Origin of the sequence: Halorubrum rarum, assembly GCF_048380895.1 — an archaeon.
Classification (GTDB): domain Archaea; phylum Halobacteriota; class Halobacteria; order Halobacteriales; family Haloferacaceae; genus Halorubrum.
The window spans coordinates 247,741-273,697 of the sequence record NZ_JBLWMN010000005.1 but is presented as its reverse complement, the minus strand read 5'-3'; the positions used below and the strand labels follow the sequence as shown (position 1 = coordinate 273,697).

Here is a 25,957-nt window from a genome sequence, read left to right as displayed (position 1 = left end):
CCCTGACGAGGCTGGGGAGGCGTGAGGCGCGGTGCTGTGCGGGGTGGGACTCAAAGGGGCAGCCGCGAGGGCGAAGCCCGCCGCAGCAAGCACCGCACCGGGCTGTGTGGAGAGGGGCGCGCGCAGCAAGGCGCGCGAGTCGTCGCGGCTGGGGCTTTGCAGGCGTTCATCGTCGATCCGAGGAAGACCACTTATAAACGAGCGGCTGGGGCTTTGCAGGTGTTTACCGTCGATCCGAGGAAGACCGCTTATAAGGGAGCGGCTGGGGCTTTGCAGGCGGTCATCGCAGAGTCGTCGATCACTTATAAACATCCGCCAGCAACACCCCCGTTTCACGTATAAACACCCGCGCCACCGATCTGGTACACCAACTCCCGTTATCGATCAAGAACATCGTTCAGCGACCGGCTGTTTCGGACGACGATATGTCTGAAGAGTAGGATGTTAACAGAGCCTCGTACCCTACCGCCGCAACCCGCTCCCGGCCGTTGACGTCGCCGGCATACCGCCACAACATCCACACCCGCAGGCACGAAGGAATCTGGTGTGGATCTCCGGTACCCCAATTATTTTGGGTGCTACTATATCCCTTTAGAACTCCATCTCGGTCCATGGGAGCTGAGCAGTTGTCGATATATCGTGCCTGTACACCGGTCTGCGACGTAACGTACGGAGGAGAACTCGACCAAACGCCGACGGAGGCGATCATCGCCGCCGTCGCGGATGTGGCCGACGTCGACCCGACCGAACTACCGTCCCTGTACGACTACATCGACCCCGATGCCATCGACAACCTCTTCGACCGTCACGACGGCCACGATGTCGTGAACACGCACCTCGCGTTCACGTACGACACCTGGAACGTGTTCGTCCACGCCGACGGCAGGATCCGCATCTGTGACTCCGCTCAACCCACGGAGCCCGCGCCCGTGTTTGCAGGCTACACGGACTGACCGACCGTACTGACTGACCGCTCCGGAACGACCCTCTCCCACGTCCTCTCGGCGGAACGGGGACGACTGCGTTCGGACGGACTCGACGGCGAAGTCCACTGGTTCACTGCTCTCGAAGCCCCGCTTCGTTCAGCGCCTCGTTGAGGTCCGTCCGGACGCGCTCTCCGGTCTCTCGATCCATCGCCGTCGTGACGATCCGGTTCTCCTGCACGCTCGATCCGTCGCGAAGGAGGAGTCGGACGTTGCCGTTCGTCCCCGCGCGGGTCGCCTTCGCCCGAAGTCCGCTTCGAGATCCGGTGCCGCCGGCGTCGATCGGACCGGGAACGATCTTCTTGACGTGAGGATGCTCGGCGACGGTGCCGATCGCCTTCCGACCCTTCCGACCGCCGATCAGCGTCGAGTGTGACCCCCCGATCTTGTCGCGGGGGGCCGTCTCGACGACGTCGAGCGCGCGGTCGCCGCGCCGCTCTCGCACCCACTCGACGGCGTCGTCGTCGGGGACACGGTAGAACTCGTGGTGGATCTGCGCGCGCGTCTCCCGGAGCGGAGCGCGGTCGCCCGCGGCGTACACGGTGTCCGGTCGCTTGCGACGGATCTCGTCCGCGACGCGACCGGCGAAGTTCCGGAGTTGGACCTCCGTCAGCCGCTCCGCGCGCTCGGGGCGCGTCGTCACCGTCGTCGTGCCGACGACGTCGTCCTCGTCGAGTATCGTCAGCCGGGCACGGTCCGGGGCGAACTCGACGACGACGGCGTCCGCGTTGGCGGTGTTGCAGGTGAGACAGTAGTCCCCCGGCTTGTCGATCGGGGTCCCACACCGCCGGCAGTTCATGGCCGAACACAGCGGCGGGCCGAACATAAGGGCGTCCGTTCAGGGTCGGCCGGATCGATCACCGAGTTTATGAACGAAACCGGATCAACTTCGACGTATCGATGCAGCGACCGATCGGATCGAGAGACGCCGCAGCGCTCGTTTGCTGTGCGGTGGCGCTCGCGACCGTCATCGCGGGGCTCGGCGGGGGTACCGCGGTTGCGGGGGCGACCGCACCGATCGGCGGAACGAGTGCGGCCAGCACGTCCGGCGAACCCCCGCTCGCGGACGCGGGACTCGATCAAACGGTCACACCCGGATCGACCGTCCACCTCGACGGGAGTGCGTCGAGAGCGACCGGCGGCGAGATACGGCGATACGAGTGGGTGGTGACGGACGCGAGCGGCGAGGAAACGATTCGAACGGGCTCTGCGACTCCGACCGCGACGTTCGAGGCGGAATCACTCGGCGGATACGAGGTGACGCTCGTCGTGACCGACGACGACGGTCGCGCCAGTTCCGACACGCTGTACGTCGACGTCGAGCCGCGGAGCGAACGTTCGAACGGCGAGGGGGACGCGGCCGTCGACCCCGAGTCGATCGGGCCCGACGCGACGATCGTGGACACGCACCATCGTCGACTCGTCGACGTCACCGTCCGACAGCTCGTCGTCGAGCGCCGGACCGTGTCGACGACGGTGGCGTCGGCGGCGAGCCGCGATCGAGCGTTTCGGATGGGGTTCACGGTCGCGGACACGCGTGTCGAACCGATCGTCGCCGTCGAGCGACGTGTCTCGGGAGGCGACGTCACCGGGAACGATGCCACCGGAAACGACGCCACCGGGAACGACGCCACCGGGAACGACGCCACCGGAAACGACGCCACCGGAAACGACGCCACCGGAAACGACGCCACCGGGAACCACGTTCCCGAGGACGACTGGGTCGTGGTTCACGAGACGACGGACGTTCGGAAGGCGGCCCTCGCGAAACAGCACGACGACCTCCGCGTCGACTACGACACCGGGAAGCGCGAGCACCGCTGGACGATGGAGCGACTCGTCGAGGTCGACAGGGGATACGTCGACGAGGTCGGCGAGGAACACGACCACGTTCGGACGGACGTCACCGTCGACGCGGAGCTCGTCGGCGTCGTCGAGGGGACCGACGAACGGGTCGAACTCGGCGTCCACGAGTTCGCGTTCCGTTTCGAGGAGCACCGATCCGGCACGTCGCTCCGGGAGGCCGTCCGAACGGAGATCGATCGTCGGAACTGCGAGGTCGACGGAGCGGACGTCCGCTGTGGAGGCGCAGGCGGTTGATCGCGGTGTGAGTGGGGCGACTGGGATGCGGAGACGCCGCGGTCCAACGGTCAGTCGAGACACGCCGCGACGACGCGGAGCGCCGCCTCTCCGCGCACCTCGTCGGCGAGCAGCGGCACTCGTTTGACGTCGCGGCCACGGAATAGGTCGGTCGCACGCCGAAGGGCGTGCTGCTGGACGTCCCATCGTCTGGCACAGAACTCGCAGTGCTCGGGGTCGGGCTCGACGATCCACTCCGGATCGACGTCCGCCACGCCGCTTATCCGCTCCATCACGCGGTTGACGACGAGCGTGGACACCGGGATACCGAACTCGTCGAGACGGGCGACCAGGCGCTCGGACTCGACGACGCTCATCTCCTCCGGAATCATCACGACCCGAAAGTCGGTCGTATCGGGGTCCTGCAGCACCGCTCTGAGACGTTCGATGCGTTCCTGCAGCTCGTCGAGATCGGCCGACGGGTCCGCGTCGCCCCCGCCGAACGCTCCCTTCAGACCGTCCATCATCCCGGAGAAGCGCTGGCGGAGCGTCATCACTCGACCGATCATCGAGTCCATGATCTCCGGCAGCTGGAGGAGCCGAAGCGTGTGGCCGGTCGGTGCGGTGTCGACTATCACCCGGTCGAACCGCGGGTCATCGAGGTACTCCAGCAGCTGGCGCATCGCGGCCGCCTCGTCGGCACCGGGCATCGGTCCGCCGAACAGCGATCCGGGGGCATCGTCCATCCCGTCGGCGGCGTCCTCCGCCATGCCACCCATCCCGCCGAGTCCGCCCATCGCGTCGCCCATCTTCCCCATCCCGCCGAGCGGGTCGCCGTCGCCGCCGAACATCCCGCCGTCCATCGCGGCGTCCGGATCGATCTCCGCCGCGAACAGGGGAACGTCCTCGCGGATGCGGGCGGGCTCCGCGGGGACGTCGACGTCGAACGTGTCCGACAGGGAGTGTGCCGGATCCGTCGAAACGACGAGCGTTCGGACGCCGCCCGCGGCCGAGGAGAGCCCCGTCGCGGCCGCCATCGTCGTCTTACCGACGCCGCCTTTGCCCCCGTACAGCACGTACTCCGGCGCGTCGACGCCCTGTGGGAGGTCGGCGTCGGCATCGATGCTCATCGCGTCGTCGACGCGTCCCGCGGTATCGACACGCTCCGGATCGTCGACGCGCTCGACAGGCTCGACGTCGATCTCGTCCATACGCTCTCTGGTGGCGGCGCGTTTGTGTACCCGTCGGTCCGAGTCGAGGAACGACGGCGGCGCGTTCAGATCGGGACGTGACGACGGCGTATCCGGCCGATGAACGAGGGTTTAAGTCGTCTCCGGCGCCCGCTCCGGTATGACGACGCTTACCTGCTACGCGTGCGGCGAGTCGGTTTCGGTTCCGTCGGAGCCGGCGTCGCCCCGGTCGCTTCCCGGTCCGCGGTGTGACTGCGGCGAGCCGCGGTGGTTCGAGGCTGACCCGGGGCGACTCGCCGAACTCTCGTGGCCCGACGACCTCGACGACCGAATGTGGGCGTTCGCGGACCTGCTCCCCGTCGAACCGCCGAGGTCGGGGGTCGCGACCGCTCCGGGCGGAACGCCGCTCGTTCGGACGCCCGCGCTCGACGACTACGCCGGCACGAGCGTCTCGGTCAAGGTCGAGGGAGAGAACCCGACCGGGTCGTTCAAGGACCGCGGGAGCGCGGTCGGCGTCGCGCTCGCGGCCGCCGCCGGTGCCGACGCCGTCGGGACGGTCTCGCACGGCAACATGGCCATCTCGACCGCGGCGGTAGCGGCCGCGTTCGGGCTCGACTGCGTCGTCTGCGTGCCGGCGAACATCCCCGAGGAACGACTCGGCAACATCGCGCGGTTCGGCCCACGGATCGTTCGCGTCGAGGGCGAGTACGGGCGACTGTATCACGAGGCGCTGGCGATCGGTTCCGAGCGGGGCGTCCCGTTCGTCAACTCGGACACGCCGGGACGGGTCGCCGGACAGAAGACGACCGTGCTCGAAGCGCTCGCGGGGTACCGCGCCCGCAACGACGGCGACCTCCCCGACGCGGTCGTGCTTCCCGTCTCCTCGGGCGGCCACGCCTCCGGCGCGTACAAGGGCATCCGCGAGCTCCGAGACGCCGGCCTCATCGACGGCGAGGGGCCGCGACTGTACCTCGTGCAGGCGGCGGCCTGTGCGCCGATCGCGCGAGCGGACGAGCGCGGACTCGACCGCGTCGAGCCCGTCGAGCGCGGCGAGACGATCGCGTACTCGATCGCGAACCCGGACCCGCCGAGCGGGACGCGCGCCCTGTACGGCGCACGCGAAACCGGCGGCGGAGCGATCGCGGTCGACGACGACGACATCAGGGAGGCACAGCGAAGGCTCGCGGTCGACGCCGGCCTCGCCGTCGAAACCGCGTCCGCGACGTCGTTAGCGGGCGTTCGACGACTGGTGGATCGGGGATCCATCGACCCCGGCGAGGACGTGATCTGCGTCGCGACGGGGTCGGGGTTCAAGGAGTCGATCGACGGCAGGGACGTGGACGCAGACGTCGTCGCACTCTCGGATCTCGGCGACGCGATCTGAGGGGAATCTATCACACGCGGAATATATAAGTAACCGGACACCATCGGGAGAAAGCATGAGTCGTATCGATCCCGAGATCGACGACGTGGCCTCGGTGTTCTCCTTTCTCGGCAACGACGTTCGGCTCGCGATCCTCGAATCGCTGTACGATCGCACGATCGTGGCCGGTCCGCTAACTGAGAGCGAAACGTACACGAAGGTACGGGAGGACGCGGGCGTCTCCGACAGCGGACGGTTCAGCTACCACCTCGACAAGCTCACAGGTCGGTTCGTATCGAAGACCAACGACGGCTATCGACTCCGTGAGCCCGGCCGGGAAGTGGTTCGACTCCGTCGCACTGGACTGTTCTCGGAGTACCCGGTCGTCGAACCGCGACCGGTCGACGCCGACTGTTACCGATGTGGATCGCCGGTTCGGGTCGGGTACGACAACGGACACCTGTTGACGCAGTGTTCGACGTGTGTCGGACTGTTCGACCACGAACTCGTCCCTTCCGGGACCCTGACTGCCCTCGCGTACCCGCCGTCCGGAGTCGACACCGTCGACGTCGAGGCCGCCTTCGATCGCGCCCACGTTCGCGTCGACCGATACCTCTCGATGATGGCCGAGGGGTTCTGTCCGGAGTGCGGCGGGGACGTTACCGCGAGTTTCCAGCCGTGTACCGATCACGACGCCGACGAGGAGAGCGTCTGTGGCGACTGTCTGCTCTCACACCCTGCGTTCGTCCGGCTGTCGTGTGAGGTCTGTGGACAGCCGCGGATCACCCATCCGCTCCACGCCGTCTCGGATCGAGAGCCGGTCGCGGGCGCGTTGCACGACCGCGGCGTCGACGCGGGGTGGGAGCGTTTCGCCGAGGTGATGCGGTGGTCGACGACGGTCACGGACGACGAGGTCGTCTTCGGTACACCGGACGGCGACCGGTTCGCCGTGGCGATCGGGTCCGGCATCGAGATCCGAGCGGCACGGTGAGCCTCGTTCCCGTGACGACTCACGCTCGTCGACGGACGTCCTTTTAAGCGCACGTACGACGAGTCGATCGGTGTATGACCGAAATCGTCGATCTGGCGGAGCGACTGGTCGCGATCCCGAGCCACGAGGACGAAACGGCCGCGGGCGACGCCATCGAGGAGTGGCTCCGCTCCGAGACCGACGCCCGCGTCGAGCGAGACGACGTGGGCAACGTCCTCGCGTATACGGGCGCGATCGATGACCCTCGTGCGACGTCGCTCGCCCTGATCGGACATCACGACGTCGTGCCGCCGACCGAGCGCCAGACGACGGGCGACGACGCGACGGGCAAGTACGTCGTCGAGCGCCGTGACGGGCGGCTCTACGGTCGCGGAGCGGCGGACATGAAGGGGGCGGTGGCGGCCTGCATGCTCGCGTTTCGGGACGCCGAGCCACCGGCCGGCCGCGAGCTGGCGTTCGCCTCGTTCGTGGGCGAGGAACTCGGCGGCACGGGCGCGCGCCACGCGATCGAGAACGGGTTCAGGCCGGACCACGCCGTCGTCGCGGAGGGGTCGACGAACTACTCGAAACCCGGCGTCACCGACGTCGTCGTCGCTCACAAGGGACGCCGGGCGTCGACGCTCGTCGCCGACGGCGTCAGCGCCCACGCGTCCGAGCCCGAGTCCGGCGAGAACGCGGTGTATCGCGCCTGCGACGCGATCGACGTCGTTCGCGACCTCGACGCGCCGGAGACGGAGGTGCTCGGCGAACCCGTGTTCGGCTCGATCGCGGTCACGGAGATCGACGGTGGCGATACATGGAACGTGATCCCCGATCGCTGCGAGGTGACGATCGACGAGCGCACCGTTCCCGGTGAGCGGGCGTCGCTGGAGCGCACGGAGTCGGTCGACGGCGTCGAGTGGAGCGTCGATCAGGACCTCCCGCCGATGGGGTGTTCCGACGACGCGTTCGCCGACGCCGCGCTCGACGTTGCTCGGTCGGTCCACGCGGATCTCGGCCTCGACCGCCCCGAACACGTGACGAAACCGCACGCGACCGACGCCGGCTGGCTCGCCGAGGCGGGGACCGCGTGCGTGGTCTGCGGCGCGTCCGAGCCCGGTGAAGCCCACACCGACACCGAGAGCGTGTCGATCGCGGTGGTGAAGCGCTGTCGGGCGATCTACCGCGGGATCGCGGAGCGGTCGTGGTGAGTCGCGGAGCGGTCGTGGTGAGTCGCGGAGCGGTCATAACGGACGACGGAAACGCGTTTCACTAACGCGCTTCCGTGACGCGGTTCCGGAGCCGCCCATCACCCACAGTCATGTCGCTTCGGAAACTTATTCGACGCCGGCATAAAATACGGTAAATAATTCAGAGACACCGATACCGGGATGTCGGCGTTACTCGATACCGTGGCCGACGCGCCGCACTGTTCATCTCATGTCCACACCAGAATCTGACGGCGATGACGGACCCGCACTCCCGGAGGAGCGTCTCGAGGAAAGCCAGCCGCAGTGCCCGTTCGGCGTCGGCGGGAGCTGTTGTCGGATCTGCTATATGGGCCCCTGCCGCGTCAGCGACGGCAAGCGGGGCATGGAGCGTGGGGTCTGTGGGGCGACTCCGGGCACCGTCGCGGCACGAAACGTGTACCGGGAGATCGCCGCCGGCGCGGCCAGTCACGCCGACCACGCCAGAGAGATCGCCGACGTCCTCTCCGAGATCGCGGACGGCGAACTCTCCGAGTACGGCATTCAGGACGTCGCGAAGCTCCGGAGCCTCGCGGCCGATCTCGGCCTCGATCCCGACGGCGACGTGAACGCGGTCGCCGGCCGCGTCGCGGAGGCGGCCATCGAGGACTTCCAGGAGGGCGGGGACACGCTGAACTGGCTCGACCGAATGCCGGACGAACAGCGGGAGTACCTCGCCGACAACGGGATCGAGCCGCTCCCGAGCGCGGACAAGGAGGTCGCTCGGGCGATGCACCGAACCACCCAGGGCAACGACGCGGATCCCGCCCATCTGCTCACCGGAGCCCTGGAGGCGGGGCTCGCGGACGGCTACGCCGGACTGACGATGGGGACCGATATCCAGGACGTGGTGTTCGGAACGCCGGAGCCGGTGTGGAGCGAGGCGGATCTGGGCACGCTCAAGGAGGACCACGTCAACGTCGCGGTACACGGTCACTCGCCAGTGTTGAGCGAGATGATCGTCAAGTACGCCGACGAGCTCGAAACCGAGGCGCAAGCGGCGGGCGCGGAGGGCGTCAACGTCGTCGGGATCTGCTGTACGGGCAACGAGCTGGCTGAGCGACACGAGGTCCCGCTCGCGGCACACAGCAGCCAGGCCGAGCTCGCGGTCACGACGGGCGCGCTCGACTCGCTGGTCGCCGACGTCCAGTGTATCTGGCCCGGGATCGGCGACGTCGTCGAGTGCCACCACACCCGCTTCATGACGACGACCGACTACGTCCGGATCCCCGGTGCCGAGCACATCGACTTCGAGCCGGAGACGGCCGCGGCTGACGCAAAGGAGATCATCCGCGAGAGCATCGCGGCGTTCTCGGACCGCCACAGTCGGCAGAACTACGACGTTGAGATCCCGGAGGGGACCAACGACGCGATGGTCGGCATCTCGGACGCGTACGTCCTCGAACTCCTCCAGTCGATCGACGCCGAGAGCCCCTCTCAACCGATCGTGGACGCGATGGCCGAGGGCAACTTAAACGGGATCGTCGGGATCGTCGGCTGCCCGAACCCCAAGATGCGCACCGCGGACATGACCGAGCGCCTGATCGACGAGCTGCTGGCGGCGAACGTACTTCCGGTCGTCACCGGCTGTATCGGACACGTCACGGCCCAGGAAGGGTACCTCGACCCCGAGCGAACCGACGAGCTCGCGGGCGACGGGCTCGCCTCGCTGTTGCACGACCTCGGCGACGCCGCGGGGCTCGACGGCCCGCTCCCGCCGGTGTGGCACATGGGGTCGTGCGTCGACAACTCCCGGATCGGGAACCTCGTCCGCGCCATCTCCGAGGACGCCGACGTGCCGACGCGGGAGCTCCCCGTCGCCGCGAGCGCACCGGAGCTCATCGCCGAGAAGGCGGTGAGCATCGGGACGTGGGCGCTCGCACTCGGTCTCCCGCTCCACACCGCGCCGACGCTCCACATGGACCACAGCGAGGAGGTCACCCGGATCATGACGGAGGACCTGAAGGAGCTCACCGGCGGCTACGCGATCCAGGAGGAGGACCCCGAGGCGGCCGCCGAGGCGCTCGAGGAGGCACTGCTCGAACGCCGTGACGCGCTGTTCGAGGAGGCGTAACGATGTGTGAGGACTGTGGGGCCCACGGCGGATCACACTCGCACAGCCACGACGATCACGACCACTCACACAGTCACGACGATCACGACCACTCACACAGTCACGGCGACCACTCGCACAGCCACGACGATCACGACCACTCGCACAGCCACGACGATCACGACCACTCGCACAGCCACACCCACGCAGGGGCGAACGACGATGGCCACTCGCACGATCACGACACCGCCATCGAGACGGACGGGACGGTCCGGATCGCGGTCACCGGGAAGGGCGGCGTCGGGAAGTCGACGCTGTCGGCCGCGATCGCACACCACCTCGCGGCCCACCACGACGTCGTCGCGGTCGACGCCGACCCCGACATGAACCTCGCCGGGGCCCTCGACGTCGAGGAGCCGGCCGCGATCACCGACGAACGGGATCTGATCGAGGACCGAGCGGGGAGCGGCGGCGGGCTGATCGCGCTCACCCCCGAGGTCGAGGACGTAATCGAGTCGCACTCGACGCCGTTCGGAGACGGCGGGCGACTCCTCACGATCGGTGCCCCGGACGCCGGCAACACGGGCTGTCTGTGTCCCGAGAACAGCTTCGTTCGGTCGCTCGTCTCCAGTGCGCTCGCTGCCGATCACGTCGTGATGGACATGGAGGCCGGCGTCGAGCACCTCGGTCGCGGTACCGCGGAGTCGGTCGATGCGATGGTCGTCGTGGTCGACCCGTCGCGGGCCGCGATCGACACGGCGGAACGGGTCGAGCGGCTCGCCGACGACATGGGTGTCGACGAGGTCCGTGCGGTCGTGAACAAGACCCGCGGCGACCCCGAGCGGATCCGTGAGTTGCTCGACGTACCGGTCGTGACGACGATACCGTTCGACGAGGACGTCGCCGAGGCCGGACTCGCCGGGGAATCCCCCGTCGCGGCGAGCGAGCGACTGCAGGCCGCTGCCGCGGAGATCGTCGGCGCGTTCCGGCCGGCGGCCGTCGATCCGATCGACGCTGTCGACGCCGACTGATCGACGCTGCCGACGCTGACTGATCGACGCCGCCGCTGACGCCGACGTACCGCGCCGTCGATACCGACGTACTAACACCGACGTACCGACGCCCGGGAGTCGGTCGCTATGGAAGGGGTTTTATGCGCCCCGCGGAAAGTGTGCGCCACTATGGGAGATAAATCGAAGGCTCAAAAGAAGCGTCTGGCCAAGAAGGAGCGCCAGAACACCCGCGTCCCCGCGTGGGTCATGATGAAGACGGACATGAACGTCACGCGAAACCCCAAGCGGCGCAACTGGCGTCGGAACGACCTCGACGAGTAAATGAGCACCAGTGATTTCGAGGAGCGCGTCGTCACCGTCCCGCTCCGCGACGCCAACGACAAGCCGGTCCAGCAGCGCGCCGACTACGCCGTAAAGATCGTCCGCGGTCACCTCGCGAAACACTTCTCGGTCGACGAGGAGGACGTGGTCCTCGACGCCTCGGTCAACGAGGCCGTCTGGGCGAACGGTCGCCAGAACCCGCCGAGCAAACTGCGCGTCCGTGCCGCTCGGTTCGTCGAGGACGGCGACCCCATCGTCGAAGCCGAACACGCCGAATAACGTGTTACGGGCGACCTTCACCGGCTCCTCGTACGTGGGCGTGTTCGCCCGCGCCCTCGATGACCTCCTTCTGGTCAGGCCGGACGTCGACGACGACCTCGCCGACGACCTCGCCGAGGAACTCGACGTCGAGCCGCTCCCCACCACCGTCGGCGGCTCGAACACGGTCGGGTCGCTCGCCGTCGGCAACGAGAACGGAGTGCTCCTCTCCGAGCGCGCGACCGACCGCGAAACCGAGCGGATCGCCGACGCCACGGACCGAACGGTCAGCGTGCTCCCCGGAACGATCAACGCCGCCGGTAACGTCGTCCTCGCGAACGATAGCGGCGCGTACGTCCATCCCGACCTCCCTCGCGAGGCGATCCGCACGATCACGGAGACGCTCGAGGTTCCCGTCGTGCGCGGCGACCTCGGCGGGGTTCGGACGGTCGGTGCCGCGGCGGTCGCCAACAACACCGGGGTGCTCTGTCACCCGAAGTCCAGTGAATCGGAGCTACAGGCGGTCGAAGATGCACTCGACGTCCGTGCCGACCTCGGAACTATCAACTACGGCGGCCCACTGGTCGGCTCCGGGCTCGTCGCCACCGACGCCGGCTACGTCGTCGGCGAGGACACGACCGGACCGGAGCTCGGACGGATAGAGGAGACGCTCGGCTTCATCGACTGACGGGCGTCAGTCCGTCTCCTTTTAGGAAGATACTTCCCTGTCCCTGCCGGATCCGTGAACATGAGTACTTACACGGTGAGTGGACGGTTCCAGAGCCGGGACGGGTTCCAGGAGTTCACGAAGGACGTCGAGGCGGAGAACGAGGACCTCGCCCGCGAGCGGATCTACACGAACGTCGGCAGCCAACACAGCCGCAAGCGCACGCAGATCGAGATCGAGGAGGTGTCCGCTGCATGATGGGCGGCGGTCAACAGCAGCTCCAGCAGCTCTCACAGGAGCTCCAGGCGATCGACGAGGAGATCGAGGTCCTCGAAGGCGAGGTCGACGATCTCCGAACCGAGAAGGCGGACATCGACGACGCGGTCGAGGCCATCGAGACGCTGGAGACGGGGTCGACGGTGCAGGTCCCGCTCGGCGGCGGCGCGTACGTCCGTGCGGAGGTCCAGGACATCGACGAGGTCATCGTCTCGCTGGGCGGTAACTACTCCGCCGAGCAGGAACAGGACGACGCCATCGACGTGCTCCGGACCAAACAGGACGCGCTCGACGAGCGCATCGAGGAGACACAGTCGGAGATCGCAGCGCTCGAATCCGAGAGCCAGGAGCTCGAACAGCAGGCTCAGCAGATGCAACAGCAGATGCAACAACAGCAGATGCAGCAGATGCAACAGCAGGCGGACGACGAGTGAGGTAGCCGACCGTGTTCGACGGACTGAAAGACAAGCTCAAAGGCTTCCGAGAGGACGTCGAGGAGTCGACCGAAGTCGAGGCGGACGAAACCGCTGCCGACACCGAGGAGTCGACCGTCTCCGACACGGAGACCGATCCCTCGATGTCGGCGGACGCCGCTACTACGGCGTCGAGTGATGACTCCGACGATGCTACCGACGCCTCTGCCGACGCCTCTGCCGACGACGCTACCGACGCCTCTGCCGACGACGCTACCGACGCCTCTGCCGACGACGCTACCGACGCGGAGCCGAGCACGTTCCAGCGGGCGAAGGCGTTCGCCACCGGCCGGATCATCATCGAGGAGGAGGATCTAGAAGGGCCCCTCTGGGACCTCGAGATGGCCCTGCTCGAAAGCGACGTGGAGATGAGCGTGGCCGAGCGGATCCTCGAGACCGTCGAGGAGAAGATGCTCGGCGAGTCCCGAAAGCAGGTCGAGACGACCGGCCAGCTGGTCGAGGAGGCGCTGTACGACGCGCTTCTCGACGTGATCGCGGTCGGCCAGTTCGACTTCGAGGAACGGATCGCGTCGGCTGACAAACCCGTTACGATCGTCTTCACCGGCGTCAACGGCGTGGGCAAGACCACGTCGATCGCGAAGCTCTCGGAGTGGCTCGGGGACCGGGGCTACTCGTCGGTGCTGGCGAACGGCGACACGTACCGTGCCGGCGCGAACGAACAGATCCGCGAGCACGCCGACCGGCTCGACCGCCAGCTGATCGCACACGATCAGGGCGGCGATCCCGCGGCCGTCATCTACGACGCCGTCGAGTACGCCGACGCGAACGACATCGACGTCGTCTTAGGCGACACGGCGGGGCGACTCCACACCAGCGACGACCTGATGGCACAGTTGGGGAAGATCGATCGCGTCGTCGATCCCGACATGACGCTGTTCGTCGACGAGGCGGTCGCGGGACAGGACGCGGTCAACCGTGCCACGGAGTTCAACGACGCCGCCGCGATCGACGGCGCGATCCTCACGAAGGCGGACGCGGACTCCTCCGGCGGCGCGGCGATCTCGGTCGCGTACGTCACCGGCAAGCCGATCCTCTTTTTGGGCACCGGGCAGGGGTACGACGACATCATGCTGTTCGACCCCGAGGAGCTCGTCGAGAGCCTGCTCGGCGCGGAGTGAGCTCGTCGAATCATCGATTCGATGATGCCCCGTCGACTCGCCGTTCACGCCCGCATCCGGTCCGTCGATCGCAACGGATTTGCGCCGTGCCCCAGTGGGGACGCGTATGACGCGGGTGTGTCTGGTCGGCGCGCCGGAGGTGGATCTGACGTACGAGTTGCTCTCGCGAGAGACCGCTCGCGACGCGCTCGCGACCTACGACATCCGGGAGCCGTTCGCGAACAGCGTCGCCGTCGACACCGTGAGTCTCGGCACTGCGGTCGCGCTGTTGAACGACCTGAACTGGTATCTCGTCAGGTTCGTCGACGAGGCGCTCGTGATGGAGCCGTCCGTCTCCGAACGGGAGTGGCTCTCGCGTGATCTCGCACGCGAGGTCCGCGACGGGAAGGTGCCGCCCGAGGAGACGGACCAGCGACTCAAAGTGTTCGGACGAGTCGAGGGCGAGCTCGTTGAGCCGATGTTCGTCCGCCGGACGCAGGGGTTGGTCCCCGAGTACGACCTCCGCGAGGTCGACGACACGGTCGTCGTCCGCGTGAGCGAGTCGGAGTTCGGCGGCTGACCGCACAGCGCACGCCACTGACGGTGCGGGACGACGAGATCGTTCGCACTCGGCAAGCGGTGGCTAGTCGAACACGCCCGTCGAGAGGTAGCGCTCGCCGCTGTCCCAGAAGACGGTAACGACGAGCGGTTCCTCGCCCGCGTACGCACCGGACTCGCGGAGCGCCGCGGCGACCGTCCGCGCCGACAGGTTCGACGCCGCCGATGACTGTCCGACGAGGATCCCCTCCTCGCGGGCGAGCCGGCGACACTCGGCTTCGGCGTCCTCGATATCGACCGTGTGGACCTCATCGAGGAGGTCGACGTCGAGGTTCGGCGGGACGAACCCCGCACCCATCCCCTGAAAGCTGTCGCCGGTCGGTTCCTCACCGGAGAGCACCGCGCTGTCGGCCGGTTCGACCGCGTCGATCCGGAGTTCGGGGAACTCCTCGCGAAGCCGGCGGCCGATCCCGGTGAGCGTGCCGCCCGTCCCGACCCCGGCGACGAGGGCGTCGACGGTTCGATCACCGACCTGTTCGAGTATCTCCGGACCGGTCGTCTCGTAGTGGGCGCGCGGGTTCGCGGGGTTCTCGAACTGTCGGAGCTGGATCGCGCCGTTCTCGCGTTCGATCTCGTCGGCGCGCTCTTTCGCGTCGGAGATGTCGCCGTCGACCAGTTCGATGTCGGCTCCGTACGCCCGCATGATCCGGCGTCGTTCGGGCGACTTCGACGATGGCATCACGAGCGTCACGTCGTACCTCTTCACGGCCCCGACCATCGCGAGGCCGATCCCCGTGTTGCCGGAGGTCGGCTCGACGATCCGATCACCGGGTTCGAGGTCGCCGGTCTCCTCCGCGGCCTCGACCATGGATAGCGCGGGCCGGTCCTTCGCAGAGCCGCCGGGGTTCCGCGACTCGACCTTCGCGGCCACCGTCGTCTCCGCCGGCGAGTCGACTCGGACGAGCGGCGATCCGAGTCCGTCCAGAACGTCGTCGTACATTACCCGGTTCGAGGAGGTGGCGAGTGAAAGGTTCGACGGACTCCGACGGTTCGTCCGATGAACCGTCTATTACCGGTAGGACCCGCCGGACCGATTCGTGCTGCGAGGACGGCCGCCGCGGTCGACGGGTGACAGTTCCCCGCGGGGCACCGGCACCGCTCCGTCCGAGAGCGCCCCGGAGCTCGCGCCGGTCCCCGTCGAGGTCGATCCGGAGCGTCGGTGCGAGCGTGCCGACAACCCGTCCGTCCCGCTCGGACTCGGACGGTCGGTGATCCGCAAGCTCCTAACGGCCGCCACGAGATGGACGCGTATGACGGAGATCCATCCCGACCAGCGCGTCGCCGTGCTGGTGGACTCACAGAACCTGTATCACTCCTCACAGAGCGTCTACTCGCGGAACATCGACTACTCGGCGCTGCTGGAGGAGGCCGTTCGGGACAGAGCGCTCGTGCGCGCCATCGCGTACGTGATCCGCGCGGAGTCGCCGGACGAGGAGAGCTTCTTCGAGGCGCTCAACGACATCGGCTTCGAGACGAAGATCAAAGCGATCAAGACGTTCGCAGACGGCTCGAAGAAGGCCGACTGGGACGTCGGGATGAGCCTCGACGCCGTCTCGCTCGCGAGCCACGCGGACACCGTCGTGTTGTGTACCGGCGACGGCGACTTCGCCCGGCTGTGTACGTACCTCCGTCACGAGGGCGTCCGCGTCGAGGCGATGGGCTTTTCGAACTCCACGGCCGACGAGCTGGTCGCCGCCGCCGACGAGTTCGTGGATCTGTCCGAGCGCGAGGAGACGTTCCTCCTGTAGTCCGGATCGCCGCCCGAGCGCTCAGCGCCCGTCCCCGTGTGCCGTTCCCTCACGGTCCGCTTCCATGATCCCTCACAGCCCGATTCCGGCCGTCGCGCTCGTCACGTCGACGTCGAGGCTCACGACGTAGGTGTGAACCGCCCAGAACGCCGCGATCTCGATGGCAGTGATGAACACGGTGACGAGGTCGGCGTACTTGCTGCTGGTCGTGACGCCGAACGGGAGCGAGTACTCCTGATCGGAGAGCGGGTGAAACAGCGCGATCCCGCGACGGCTCCCGACAAGATCGAGGACGTAGTGGGTAAGCACGCCGATCCAGACGAACTGGAGGTTTCCGAACACGATCGGGTACGCGAGGAACACGGCGAGGACGGGGAGGCTGTGGAGCGTCTTCCGGTGCTTGCCGAAGGCGGTGTCGACGTCCGGGAACAGCGCCCCCAACACGATCGGGACCGAGATCTGTGCGATCTTCGTCGCGGTCGCCGCGTCGACGCTCGGTTCGAGCACGAATCCGATCCCGAGTGCCAGCAGGAGCCCGTTGAGGACGTGGCCGCGTTTGTTCATGACGGGCGATCGATCGGGGTCGGTACAAACCTGTGGATCCGCGACGACGAATGCGCCCGGGTTTCGGCACCGGATCCGGTGTCGAAAGAACCACGACGGTCGCCGGTGACTCGTTCCCATGGAGTACGAGGAGCCGCAGTTCTTCCACGTGATGCAGTACGCGGCCGCCGCCGACGGCGACGTCATCGACATGGTGAGCGGCAACCCGGACTGGGAGCCGCCAGAGGCGCTCCGATCGGCGGTCGCGGAGTACGCGGAACTGCCGTCTGACTCCTTTCAGTACCCGCCCAGCGAGGGGCTCCGCGAGCTTCGCGAGGCGATCGCCGCGCGCCGTGGCGTCGACGTCGAACGGGTCGTCGTCACCAACGGGACGGGCGAGGCGAACTACCTCGCGATGGCGCGTGCCTTCGAGCGCGACGCCGGCAGCGAGGCGCTGCTCATGGACCCGGTCTACCCGTACTACCCCGGCAAGACGGAGCTGCTCGGCGGGGAACCGACGCTCGTCCCGACCGAGCGGGACGGGGGACTCGACGTGGCGGCGATCCGTGAGGCGGCGAGCGACGAGACCGCCCTGTTCGTGTTGAACACCCCGAACAACCCGACCGGTGCGGTGTACGACCTCGATCGGATCCGCGAGGTCGTCGAACTCGCGGCGTCGGTCGACGCGCTCGTCGTCGTCGACGAGGTGTACGACGCCTTCGATCTCTCCGGCACGTTCGAGTCCGCGCTCTCGATCGAGTCGGACCGCCGGATCGTGACGAGCGGGTTCTCCAAGTCGATGGCGATCACCGGCTTTCGAGTGGGATACGCGATCCTCCCGGCGGAGCACGTTGCGTCCGCGAAGACCCGGCACATGCTCGTGAACGTCGCGGGACCGCGACCCTCCCAGTACGCGGTCGCACACGCGCTCGCGGAAACGGATCCGAGCTACTACGCCGGCAACAGGGAGCTGCTCGCCGATCGGATCGACGCGTTCACCGATGCCCTCGACGCGGCCGGCGCGGAGTACACACGGCCCGAGGGGGCCTTTTACGTGCTTGCCCGATTCGACGGCTACCCCGGCACGATGGCCAACGTCAAGCGCCTGATCGACGAGATCGGCGTTGCAGGGATGCCGGGCGAGACGTTCGGCACCGCCCGAAACGACTGGATCCGGTTCGCGCTCGTGACGCCTCGCGCCGTGGAGGCCGCCGAGCGACTCGCGGCGTACTTCGGGGACCGATGACGGCCGACGACCCGATCCTCGACTACTTCAATCGGAGCCCGTACCGCGAGCACCTCGACATCGAGGTGACTGCGGCCGCCGACGGCCACGCCGAAGGGGAACTGTCGTTCGCCGAGAAACACTCCTCGAGTCGGAACCGCGACGTTGGACAGGGCGGCGTCGCCTTCTCGCTGGCCGACAGCGTCGGCGGTGCGGCCGCCACCTCGCTGGTCGGCGTTCCGACCCCGACGATCGACTTCCGGATCGACTACCTCGCGCCCGCGACGACCGACCTCGTCGCGACCGCCGCGGTCGTCCGCGACGGACGCGAAACCGCCGTCGTCGACGTCGAGGTCGTCGATATCGACGGCACTGACGTGGCCCTCGGAAGAGGCGTATATAAGACCGGAGACCTCCCCGGGGACGCGCCGTGGGACATCGATCAAGGGGAGTAGTGGACGCCGCGGATCGACGCCTACCCGAAGTTCTCCACTTTCGCGCCGTCGACGTCGCCGCCGGCCGCCTCGATGGCGGCCTCGGCGTCCGAAACGAAGTCGGCGAAGCCGTACACGAACACGCCCTCGTCGGCCGCACCGGTCACGGCGTCGGCGACGGCGTCGGTCAGGTCGTCTCCCGCCGCGAGCAGACGGACGGCCGCGCCGTTCTCGCGGAGCCGATCGAGACGGGCCTCGTGGGCCGGCTCGTCGTCCCGGTAGACGACGGCCGCCTCGCCGCCGTCGTCGAGCGCGCGCTCGGCGATGGCGACCGCGGGCCCGACGCCCGGCCCGCCGGCGAGGACCACGACTCTCCGCTCGCCGTCGTAATGGTCGTCGCCGTACGGCCCGGACAGCTCCATCTCGACGCCGGGCTCGATGTCGGCGAGGAACGCGGAGAACTCGCCGCCCTCCTCGGGATCGATCCCGACCGTCACCTCGAAGGTGTCGGTCGTGTCCGGCGAGGAGAGCGTGTAGAACCGGGAGACGAGCTCGCCGTCGATCGCCGTCCCGAGCTTCACGAACTGACCGGGCTCTGCGACCAGGCCGTCCGGCGTGTCGAATCGGATCGCGTACGTGTTCGGACCGACGTCGTCGACGCCGGTCACGGTGACTGTCGCATCCATACACCCGGTTGTGGAGTCGGACACAAACGTGTTCCCGTCCCGGCGCGACTCGCCAGCGTCGCGGACGCGATCCGACTCGGCCACTCGACGACACTCGGACCGTCTCGCCTCGGACCGTTTCGCCTCGGAACGCCCGGACCGACAGGGGTGCGGCGAACGTCGAAAATCGGTGTTACAACTCGGTCCCGGACCGGCGTTTACTGTGTATACATGGACAGTAATATCCGTTTTATTAGTAATGATACAGCCAATACGCGCAATATTCGCGAGTCGGTGGATGTTCGTCCAGAACGCCTGCGGTGCCGCCTTCCAGAAGTCTTTTGATTAGGCCGGTGGAACCTCCGCTATAGAATGGCTGGGGACTTCAACTGGGCCGTCGGCGGAGAGGCCGGTGACGGCATCGACTCGACGGGAAAGATCTTCGCTCAAGCGCTCTCCCGTTCAGGTCGACACGTGTTCACGTCGAAGGACTTCGCGTCCCGAATCCGCGGTGGATACACCGCGTACAAGGTTCGGACGTCCGTCGACAAGGTACAGAGCGTCGTTGACCGACTTGACGTGCTCATCGCGCTGACGCCTCGAACGATCGAGGAGAACCTCGACGAGCTCCACGACGATTCGGTGATCATCTACGACGGGGAGCGCACGACGATGCAGAACGTCGAGATCCCCGGCGAGATGATCGGACTCGACGTCCCGCTCAAGGCGCTGGCCGAGGAGGCGGGCGGCGCGATCATGCGGAACGTCGTCGCACTGGGTGCGGCCTGCGAGGTCGCCGATTTCCCCATCGAGAACCTCGACTCCGCGTTAGAGAAGCGCTTCGGGGACAAGGGCCAGAAGCTCGTCGACAACAACAAGGCGGCCGCCCGCGCCGGCCAGTCGTACGTCGGCGAGGAGTACGACCACGAGTTCGACTACGAACTGGAGACGACGGACAACGACTACGTCCTCCTCAACGGGGACGAGGCGGTCGGCATGGGTGCCATCGCCGCCGGCTGTCGCTTCTACTCCGGCTACCCCATCACGCCCGCGACGGACGTGATGACGTATCTGACCGGACGCATCGAGCAGTACGGCGGCCACGTCGTACAGGCGGAAGACGAGCTGTCCGCGATCAACATGGCGCTCGGAGCCGCACGCGGGGGCGCACGATCGATGACGGCGACGTCCGGACCCGGTATCGACCTGATGACGGAGACGTTCGGCCTGATCGCGACCTCGGAGACGCCGCTCGTTATCTGTAACGTGATGCGCTCGGGTCCCTCGACGGGGATGCCGACGAAACAGGAACAGGGCGACTTGAACCACATGCTGTACGGGGGCCACGGCGAGATCCCCCGGTTCGTGCTCGCGCCGACGACGATCGACGAGTGCTTCTGGAAGACCGTCGAAGCGTTCAACCTCGCCGAGAAGTACCAGGTGCCCGTCTACCTCACCGCCGACCTCTCGATGGCCGTCACCGAGGAGACGTTCTCCCCGGAGACGTTCGACATGGACGAGGTGGAGGTCGACCGCGGCTTCGTCGTCGACGAGTCGACGATCGACGAGCACCAGACGGAGACGGGCGGGTTCAAGCCCCACGAGATCACCGACGACGGGATCTCGCCGCGCGCGTTCCCCGGCACGGCCGGCGGCGCGCACATGTCCACGGGCCTCGAACACGACGAACAGGGCCGCCGGACGGAGGACACGGACATGCGCGTCGAGCAGGTCGACAAGCGCAACCGGAAGGTCGACACCGCCCGTGAGCGTGAAGACTGGAGTCCGCGAGAGTTCGGCTCTCCCGACGCCGACACGCTCGTGATCTCGTGGGGATCGAACGAGGGCGCGCTCGCGGAGGCGGTCGCGTTCCTCGCCGACGACGGGATCGACGTCCGCGTGCTCTCCGTCCCCTACATCTTCCCGCGACCGGACCTCTCGGACGACGTCGACGCCGCGGAGACCACCATCGTCGTCGAGTGTAACGAGACGGGACAGTTCGCGGACCTGATCGAACACGACGTGTTGGAGCGCGTCGACCGCATCAACAAGTACACCGGCGTGCGGTTCAAGGCGGACGAACTCGCGGCGGATATCGCGGAGACGCTGGAGACCACCATGGAGGCAAGCCAATGAGCTCAGACGTTCGATTCACCGACTTTAAATCCGACAAGCAGCCGACCTGGTGTCCGGGTTGCGGCGATTTCGGCACCATGAACGGGATGATGAAGGCGCTCGCCGAGACGGGCAACGATCCCGACAACACGTTCGTCGTCGCCGGTATCGGCTGTTCCGGCAAGATCGGCACGTACATGCACAGCTACGCGCTCCACGGCGTTCACGGACGGGCACTCCCCGTCGGAACGGGCGTGAAGCTCGCGCGACCGGACATCGAAGTGATGGTCGCGGGCGGCGACGGCGACGGCTACTCGATCGGTGCGGGCCACTTCGTCCACGCGGTCCGGCGGAACGTCGACATGACGTACGTCGTGATGGACAACCGGATATACGGACTCACCAAGGGACAGGCGTCACCGACCTCTCGCGAGGACTTCGAGACGTCGACGACGCCCGACGGATCCAAGCAGCCGCCGGTCAACCCGCACGCGCTCGCGCTGGCGTCGGGTGCGACCTTCATCGCACAGTCCTTCTCCTCGGACGCGCTCCGCCATCAGGAGATCATTCAGGAGGCCGTCGAACACGACGGGTTCGGCTTCGTCAACGTGTATTCGCCGTGTGTCACGTTCAACGACGTCGACACCTACGACTACTTCCGCGACTCGCTCGTCGATCTGGCGGAGACGGACCACGACCGAACCGACTACGACGCGGCGAAGGACGTCATTCTCGACTCCGATAAGGAGTATCAGGGCGTCATCTATCAGGACGAGGACTCCGTCCCGTACCACGAGCGCCACGGGGTCGACGAGGACATGTCCGTGATCCCGGACGGCGCGCCCGAGGGTGCGACCGACCTCGTCCGCGAGTTCTACTGACGACGTCGGGCGGCCGGACCGGCTTTTCGCACGACCTTTTATCAGGACCGTTCACGACGTGCAGGTATGGGAGAGGGGATCCGCGTGCTACACGTCGACGACGACACGGCGTTCTCGGATCTGACCGCAACGTTCCTCGAACGGACGGACGGGGGATTCTCGGTCGAGACGGCGACCGACGTCGACGAGGGACTCGACAGCCTCGCGGCCGACGAGTTCGACTGCGTCGTGTCCGACTACGAAATGCCCGGTCGGAACGGTATCGACTTTCTGGAAGCGGTTCGCGAGGAGGACTCGAACCTCCCGTTCGTGTTGTTCACCGGGAAGGGAAGCGAGGAAGTCGCCAGCGACGCGATCCGGGCGGGCGCGACCGACTACCTCCGAAAGGGATCGGGCACGGAACGATACGAACTGCTCGCGAACCGGATCCGGAACGCGGTCGAGCGGTTCCGGAGTCGGCGGGCGGAACAGCGACTCCTGGAGATCGCCGACACGACCGAGCAGGTCGTGTTCGTGTTCGATCGCGACTGGAGCGAACTGCTGTTCATCAGCTCCGCCTACGAGGAGGTGTGGGGACAGTCGATCGCCGACCTCCGATCGGAACCAACCGACTTCCTCGGGGGGATCCATCCCGACGACCGGGACGACGTCCGGGCCGCGATGGACCGGTTGTCCGACGGTGAGTCGACCGAGATCGAGTACCGCGTTACCGCCGATGCGGAGCGCGAACGATGGATCCGGATCCGTGGTGAGCCGATCCGCGACGAGACGGGTGAGGTGGTTCGCGTCGCCGGGTTCGGTGCGGAGATAACCGAGGAGCGTCGTCGCCGTCGACGCCGCGAGCGACAGCGCGACACGCTCGTCGAACTGGCGACGGACGACGCGGTGACGGACGGTCGGATCGAGACGGCGCTCCGTCGGGTCACGGAAACGACCGCCGACGTGCTCGATGTCGACCGCGTTAGCGTCTGGCTCCGTGACGAGGCGGATCCGGACGTGCTCACTTGCGTGGGCGACTACGATCGTGCGACCGACGACCACACGACTGGGATCGAGCTGTCCGTGGCGGACCACCCGGCGTACCTCGAGGCGCTCGAAACGAACCGGGCGGTCGCCGTCGCGGACGCCCGGACGGATCCGCGAACCGCGGAGCTCGCGGCGTACCTCGACGAGCACGACGTCGGCGCGGTGTTGGACGGTACCCTCCGGTCCGACGGGAGGGTCGTCGGGACGATCTGTCACGAACACGTCGGCGACGGTCGGGAGTGGACCGACGACGAGGTGGAGTTCGTCAGCGACGTCGCGGACGTCGTCCACCGTGCGCTCCGCAACCACGAGCGCCGGGAGCGCGAGCGTGAACTGCGGCGGTACGAACGGATCGTCCAGTCGCTCGCCGACGCGGTGTACTCGCTCGGCGGCGACGGAACGATCGAGTTCGTCAACGACGCGTACGCCGAGATGAAGGGTGCCGATCCCGAGGAGTTGGTCGGCACGCATATCAGCGAATGGGTCGACGACGGCGTGCTCGACGAGACGGAGCCGATGTACGAACAGGTCAAACGCGGCGACCGAGATATCGGTCGGGTCGAGTACGAGTTCCGCACCGCCGAGGGGGAGTCCGTTCCGGCGGAATTACGGTTCACGACGCTTCCGGGTCCCGGAGACGATCCGGGTCGCGTGGGCGTGATACGCGACGTAACCGAGCGTCGGGAGCGGGAGCGGAAGCTCCATCGACAGAACGAGCGGTTGACCGAGTTCGCCAGCGTCGTCTCACACGACCTCCGGAACCCGTTGAGCGTCGCCATCGGGAACGTCGAAATCGAGCGCGAAAACCGCGAGAGCGACCGACTCGACGCGGCGGCGCGTGCGCTCGAACGGATGGACACGCTGATCGACGATCTCCTCGAGCTCGCACGCGAGGGCAACACCGTCTCCGATCCGGGGACGGTCGATCTCCGGGAGGTGGTCGACCGCTGCTGGCACAACGTCGACACGCGGAACGCGGAGCTCGTCGTCGAGATCGATCGATCGCTCCGAGCCGACCGGAGCCGACTCCAGCAGCTCCTGGAGAACCTCTTTCGGAACGCCGTGGAACACGGCGGATCGGAGCCGACGATCACCGTCGGCGAACTGGCGGACGCCCGCGGCTTCTACGTGGCCGACGACGGTCCGGGCATCGACGACGACGTGCGGGAACGGGTCTTTGAGAGCGGCTACTCGGGTGCGATAGACGGAACCGGGTTCGGCCTGACGATCGTCGAGCAGGTGGCGTCCGCACACGACTGGACCGTTCGGGTGACGGACGGGTGCGGCGGCGGGGCCCGATTCGAGATCGCTGAAATCGAGTTCGTGTCGTGAAATCCGACCTCGCTGTGTCGTCAAAACTCCGCGACCACGGGCGCTCGCGGCCCGTGCACGACCGTTTTCAGCAAGCCTAATTACCCGGGTCCGTATCGAGTGTGTATGGTTGACCGCTACGACGTCGTGATCGCGGGTGCCGGGCCGGCGGGCGCACAGTGCGCCCGCGATCTGGCGGCGCGGGACTACGACGTCGTCGTCCTCGAGACGGAGCCCGAAGACGAGTTTCCCCGACAGAGCAACAAATCGACCGCAGGAACGTTCCCGTCGATGATGTCCTCGTTCGGGATTCCCGGCGACGTGGTGATGCAGTACACGGACGACGTCGTCCTCGAATCCCCCAACGAGTACTACGAGAGCTATCAGCCGGGCGCAGTACTGGAGTTCGGCGAGTTCAAACGGTATCTCGTCGAGGACGGCCGCGAGGAGGGGGCAGAGTACCGCTTTGACGCGCGCGTCTCACGACCGATCCTCGACGACGACGGCGTCATCGAGGGCGTCGAGTACGGCGGCGGCAGGGAGGTGTACGCCGACGTCGTTGTCGACGCGACCGGCCCTGCAGCACCGATCGCCAGCGCGCTCGACGTCGTCGATCTGCGACGCGAGAACCAGGCGATCGGGATCGAGTACGAGATGGACGGCGTCGAGATGAACCATCCCGACTACGCGGACCTGCGACGGGCGATGATGCTTCGGCTCGATCACGACATCGCCCCCGGCGGCTACTCGTGGATCTTCGCCACCGGCGAGGAGAGCGCGAAGGTCGGGCTGTGTTACATTCAAAACGACAGTCACCGACAGTACGCGAAGGAGGGACAGACGATCGACGGATACCTCGAGGAGTGGATCGACGACGACCCGCGGTTCGCGAACGCGGAGTGCATCGACGGGAAGGTGCATCGCGGCTCCGCACACATCCAGATGCCGGACCGGATGCACACCGATTCGTTCCTCGCCATCGGCGACACCGTTCCGAGCATCGACCCGCTGTGGGGCGAAGGGATCCACAAGGGGATGAAGTCGGCTCGCGCCGCCGCCGTCACCATCGATCGCTGTCTCACGGACGCCGCGCGACCGACCGACGCGGAGAGTCTCGCGATATACGACCAGCTCTGGCACGAGGAGGTCGCACCCCGGATGCGGGCCCGGCTCATGCTCACGGAGATGCTGTATCTCGCACCGAACGAGCGATACGACCGCCTCATGCGGGATCTCCGGACGACCGATGACGACGTCCTCGCGAAGGTCAACGAGGGGAACAAACGCGCGATGCGCAGGCTCATCCACCTCAGCGACCTCCCGCTGCTCGCGGAGTTCGCACGCGAGCGGCTCGGCTCGTAGGCGGGCCGGGGAATCCGG

Annotated in this window: 26 protein-coding genes; 21 read left to right on the top strand and 5 right to left on the bottom strand. The window is 67.2% G+C overall.

The features are described 5' to 3' along the window. The first annotated feature begins 611 nt into the window (after positions 1-611). Entirely contained in the window at positions 612-953 is a 342-nt protein-coding gene (locus tag ACNSN7_RS05880) for a HalOD1 output domain-containing protein (protein WP_418281338.1), read from the top strand. A gap of 103 nt (positions 954-1,056) precedes the next feature. Here ACNSN7_RS05880 and ACNSN7_RS05875 read toward each other — a convergent pair whose 3' ends face one another. Next, positions 1,057-1,782, bottom strand: a complete 726-nt coding sequence (locus ACNSN7_RS05875) for a DUF2103 domain-containing protein (protein WP_418281337.1) — start codon at positions 1,780-1,782, stop codon at positions 1,057-1,059. A gap of 101 nt (positions 1,783-1,883) precedes the next feature. Here ACNSN7_RS05875 and ACNSN7_RS05870 point away from each other — a divergent pair, with 101 nt between their 5' ends. Further along, the gene (locus ACNSN7_RS05870; RefSeq protein WP_418281336.1) at positions 1,884-3,083 is read left to right on the top strand and encodes a PKD domain-containing protein; all 1,200 of its coding nucleotides are present in this window, start codon (positions 1,884-1,886) and stop codon (positions 3,081-3,083) included. Between the two features lie 50 nt (positions 3,084-3,133). Here the strand turns inward: ACNSN7_RS05870 and ACNSN7_RS05865 are convergent, their stop codons facing one another. Beyond that, the gene (locus ACNSN7_RS05865; RefSeq protein ID WP_418281335.1) at positions 3,134-4,273 is read right to left on the bottom strand and encodes an ArsA family ATPase; all 1,140 of its coding nucleotides are present in this window, start codon (positions 4,271-4,273) and stop codon (positions 3,134-3,136) included. Positions 4,274-4,412: 139 nt separating this feature from the next. Between ACNSN7_RS05865 and ACNSN7_RS05860 the strand changes: the two genes are divergently transcribed. The 12 genes from ACNSN7_RS05860 (at position 4,413) to ACNSN7_RS05805 (ending at position 14,591) form a co-directional block, all read left to right on the top strand. After that, positions 4,413-5,636, top strand: a complete 1,224-nt coding sequence (locus tag ACNSN7_RS05860) for a threonine synthase (protein WP_418281334.1) — start codon at positions 4,413-4,415, stop codon at positions 5,634-5,636. Between the two features lie 55 nt (positions 5,637-5,691). Continuing rightward, a complete protein-coding gene (locus tag ACNSN7_RS05855; RefSeq protein ID WP_418281333.1) occupies positions 5,692-6,606 on the top strand; it encodes a DUF7351 domain-containing protein in 915 nt (304 codons plus the stop codon). Positions 6,607-6,680: 74 nt separating this feature from the next. Then, a complete protein-coding gene (locus ACNSN7_RS05850) occupies positions 6,681-7,796 on the top strand; it encodes a M20 family metallopeptidase (RefSeq protein ID WP_418281332.1) in 1,116 nt (371 codons plus the stop codon). 229 nt (positions 7,797-8,025) lie between these two features. Continuing rightward, positions 8,026-9,906, top strand: coding sequence for an anaerobic carbon-monoxide dehydrogenase catalytic subunit (cooS, locus tag ACNSN7_RS05845; protein ID WP_418281331.1), 1,881 nt, complete (start codon positions 8,026-8,028; stop codon positions 9,904-9,906). A 2-nt stretch (positions 9,907-9,908) separates the two neighbouring features. Beyond that, positions 9,909-10,916 carry an ATP-binding protein gene (locus ACNSN7_RS05840; RefSeq protein ID WP_418281330.1) on the top strand — a complete coding sequence of 336 codons (1,008 nt, stop codon included), beginning with the start codon at positions 9,909-9,911 and terminating at the stop codon, positions 10,914-10,916. A gap of 150 nt (positions 10,917-11,066) precedes the next feature. Further along, positions 11,067-11,219, top strand: coding sequence for a 50S ribosomal protein L39e (locus tag ACNSN7_RS05835; protein ID WP_418281329.1), 153 nt, complete (start codon positions 11,067-11,069; stop codon positions 11,217-11,219). Further along, positions 11,220-11,498 (top strand): 50S ribosomal protein L31e, encoded by a 279-nt coding sequence (locus tag ACNSN7_RS05830; protein WP_418281328.1) that lies wholly within the window; start codon positions 11,220-11,222, stop codon positions 11,496-11,498. 1 nt (position 11,499) lies between these two features. Next, entirely contained in the window at positions 11,500-12,165 is a 666-nt protein-coding gene (locus ACNSN7_RS05825; RefSeq protein ID WP_418281327.1) for a translation initiation factor IF-6, read from the top strand. A gap of 60 nt (positions 12,166-12,225) precedes the next feature. Further along, positions 12,226-12,402 (top strand): 50S ribosomal protein L18Ae, encoded by a 177-nt coding sequence (rpl18a, locus tag ACNSN7_RS05820; protein WP_418281326.1) that lies wholly within the window; start codon positions 12,226-12,228, stop codon positions 12,400-12,402. After that, positions 12,402-12,854: a prefoldin subunit alpha gene (pfdA, locus tag ACNSN7_RS05815; RefSeq protein WP_418281345.1), complete on the top strand. Its 453-nt coding sequence runs from the start codon at positions 12,402-12,404 to the stop codon at positions 12,852-12,854. The genes rpl18a and pfdA overlap by 1 nt, the downstream gene beginning before the upstream one ends. Before the next feature lie 11 nt (positions 12,855-12,865). Further along, on the top strand, positions 12,866-14,032 hold the full coding sequence (gene ftsY / locus ACNSN7_RS05810; RefSeq protein WP_418281325.1) for a signal recognition particle-docking protein FtsY: 1,167 nt from the start codon (positions 12,866-12,868) through the stop codon (positions 14,030-14,032). A gap of 106 nt (positions 14,033-14,138) precedes the next feature. Next, on the top strand, positions 14,139-14,591 hold the full coding sequence (locus ACNSN7_RS05805; RefSeq protein WP_418281324.1) for a DUF5804 family protein: 453 nt from the start codon (positions 14,139-14,141) through the stop codon (positions 14,589-14,591). A gap of 63 nt (positions 14,592-14,654) precedes the next feature. Here ACNSN7_RS05805 and ACNSN7_RS05800 read toward each other — a convergent pair whose 3' ends face one another. Further along, on the bottom strand, positions 14,655-15,569 hold the full coding sequence (locus tag ACNSN7_RS05800; RefSeq protein WP_418281323.1) for a PLP-dependent cysteine synthase family protein: 915 nt from the start codon (positions 15,567-15,569) through the stop codon (positions 14,655-14,657). Between the two features lie 310 nt (positions 15,570-15,879). Here ACNSN7_RS05800 and ACNSN7_RS05795 point away from each other — a divergent pair, with 310 nt between their 5' ends. After that, complete coding sequence (locus ACNSN7_RS05795; RefSeq protein WP_418281344.1) at positions 15,880-16,377, top strand: LabA-like NYN domain-containing protein; 498 nt, start codon at positions 15,880-15,882, stop codon at positions 16,375-16,377. Positions 16,378-16,449: 72 nt separating this feature from the next. On the opposite strand, the gene ACNSN7_RS05790 is transcribed toward ACNSN7_RS05795, so the two are convergent. Continuing rightward, the gene (locus ACNSN7_RS05790) at positions 16,450-16,941 is read right to left on the bottom strand and encodes a metal-dependent hydrolase (RefSeq protein WP_418281322.1); all 492 of its coding nucleotides are present in this window, start codon (positions 16,939-16,941) and stop codon (positions 16,450-16,452) included. Positions 16,942-17,059: 118 nt separating this feature from the next. On the opposite strand from ACNSN7_RS05790, the gene ACNSN7_RS05785 reads away from it, so the two are divergent. Both ACNSN7_RS05785 and ACNSN7_RS05780 read left to right on the top strand, forming a co-directional pair. Beyond that, positions 17,060-18,166, top strand: a complete 1,107-nt coding sequence (locus ACNSN7_RS05785; RefSeq protein ID WP_418281321.1) for a pyridoxal phosphate-dependent aminotransferase — start codon at positions 17,060-17,062, stop codon at positions 18,164-18,166. Beyond that, positions 18,163-18,600 (top strand): PaaI family thioesterase, encoded by a 438-nt coding sequence (locus tag ACNSN7_RS05780; protein ID WP_418281320.1) that lies wholly within the window; start codon positions 18,163-18,165, stop codon positions 18,598-18,600. The genes ACNSN7_RS05785 and ACNSN7_RS05780 overlap by 4 nt, the downstream gene beginning before the upstream one ends. A 20-nt stretch (positions 18,601-18,620) precedes the next feature. Here the strand turns inward: ACNSN7_RS05780 and ACNSN7_RS05775 are convergent, their stop codons facing one another. Further along, positions 18,621-19,265 (bottom strand): FAD-dependent oxidoreductase, encoded by a 645-nt coding sequence (locus ACNSN7_RS05775; RefSeq protein WP_418281319.1) that lies wholly within the window; start codon positions 19,263-19,265, stop codon positions 18,621-18,623. A gap of 351 nt (positions 19,266-19,616) precedes the next feature. On the opposite strand from ACNSN7_RS05775, the gene ACNSN7_RS05770 reads away from it, so the two are divergent. The 4 genes from ACNSN7_RS05770 to ACNSN7_RS05755 all read left to right on the top strand — a co-directional run bounded on the left by ACNSN7_RS05770 (position 19,617) and on the right by ACNSN7_RS05755 (position 25,939). Further along, positions 19,617-21,380: a 2-oxoacid:acceptor oxidoreductase subunit alpha gene (locus tag ACNSN7_RS05770; protein WP_418281318.1), complete on the top strand. Its 1,764-nt coding sequence runs from the start codon at positions 19,617-19,619 to the stop codon at positions 21,378-21,380. After that, the gene (locus ACNSN7_RS05765; RefSeq protein ID WP_418281317.1) at positions 21,377-22,240 is read left to right on the top strand and encodes a 2-oxoacid:ferredoxin oxidoreductase subunit beta; all 864 of its coding nucleotides are present in this window, start codon (positions 21,377-21,379) and stop codon (positions 22,238-22,240) included. Before ACNSN7_RS05770 ends, ACNSN7_RS05765 begins: the two co-directional genes overlap by 4 nt. Before the next feature lie 66 nt (positions 22,241-22,306). After that, positions 22,307-24,598 (top strand): PAS domain S-box protein, encoded by a 2,292-nt coding sequence (locus ACNSN7_RS05760; RefSeq protein WP_418281316.1) that lies wholly within the window; start codon positions 22,307-22,309, stop codon positions 24,596-24,598. Positions 24,599-24,703: 105 nt separating this feature from the next. Then, the gene (locus ACNSN7_RS05755; RefSeq protein ID WP_418281315.1) at positions 24,704-25,939 is read left to right on the top strand and encodes a digeranylgeranylglycerophospholipid reductase; all 1,236 of its coding nucleotides are present in this window, start codon (positions 24,704-24,706) and stop codon (positions 25,937-25,939) included. The last annotated feature ends 18 nt before the right edge of the window (positions 25,940-25,957 follow it).